1 protein-coding gene is annotated in these 1,041 nt (G+C 38.6%); it reads right to left on the bottom strand.

All coding sequences use genetic code 11. The annotated features are described in order from the left end of the window. Positions 1-1,041, bottom strand: a 1,041-nt coding sequence (locus E7C97_RS09580) for a DUF308 domain-containing protein (protein ID WP_316109086.1), incomplete at both ends; no start/stop codon positions are given.

Raw genomic sequence — 1,041 nt, 5'->3', positions numbered from 1 at the left:
AGCCTGACCGACTATGGTATCAGCCAAGAGCACACAGTTTGTAGATAAGACAAAGTAGGATTTAAACTTAGATTTGATAAATTTATAAAGTTCCCCATCCGTCTCATGTCTGATTTTATAAGCGTAGGTGTAGTCTTCCTTACCATCTTCCGTTTTAATTTTATCTGCGCTTGGCTCCCAAGGAATCGTTAGTTGTTTTAATTCAGCTAATTTTTCCTGAACCGCTTCTTCCATTTCCGGTGTCAAATCTATTCCGTAACCAAATAGCGTTTTTTGACTCTCCCGTTTACATAAGTCAATGTACTTATCACGGTCGCAAAAATATAAAACACCATCTCCAACCATACCAAATAAGGTCTCAGATGACGGATCATAGTTTCCATAAGAAATCACACGTCCTTGATAACAAAGGTCCACATGACCAATAGCTGAAAATAGAGAAGTCTCCGCTGTATGAACGAAAATTTCAAGATCTGCTGTCTTACCAAACTTCACCATTCCAAGATAGATTTCCTCTTCCTCATCAGCATTTTCCTGCATGAATTTATTGATTTTTGCTAAAGTACTTGCAGGGATGAGAGCGGCTAGGGCAATAGGTAAGCTCATTCTGACACGACGTTTGAGATGGTTTTTCCCAATTTCCTCCTCAAACAAGAAACCATCACGGATATTGGACACACCATAAAGGAAAAAATAAGCCCCTAATACAAAGAGTTGAAAGACAGAATTTCCTGTAGAGGACAAAAGACTAGTCCCACCAAGAAAAACTAGTACGAGACCATCTAGTAAGAAACGAAAACGAGGTCGAATTTTGTTTTTGCGGTAGAGAACATAGGTGACAAGGTTGATACTAGCATGAAAAATCTGAGAAATTCCAATCACAAGAGCCAAAATATAAATTGGCACATCAGTAGCAAGATTCGAGCCTAGCAAATATCCCATCACTAACAATTTAACCAGTGCAACTCCCAAGGTGTCCGTTGACTGACTTTTTTTGAAAATACGTAATACTAAATCTAAGACCGTTGCTATCCAAGCTAA

Source organism: Streptococcus sp. (assembly GCF_032481935.1).
Taxonomy (GTDB): Bacteria; Bacillota; Bacilli; order Lactobacillales; family Streptococcaceae; genus Streptococcus.
This window is presented reverse-complemented; position numbering and strand designations above follow the sequence as displayed.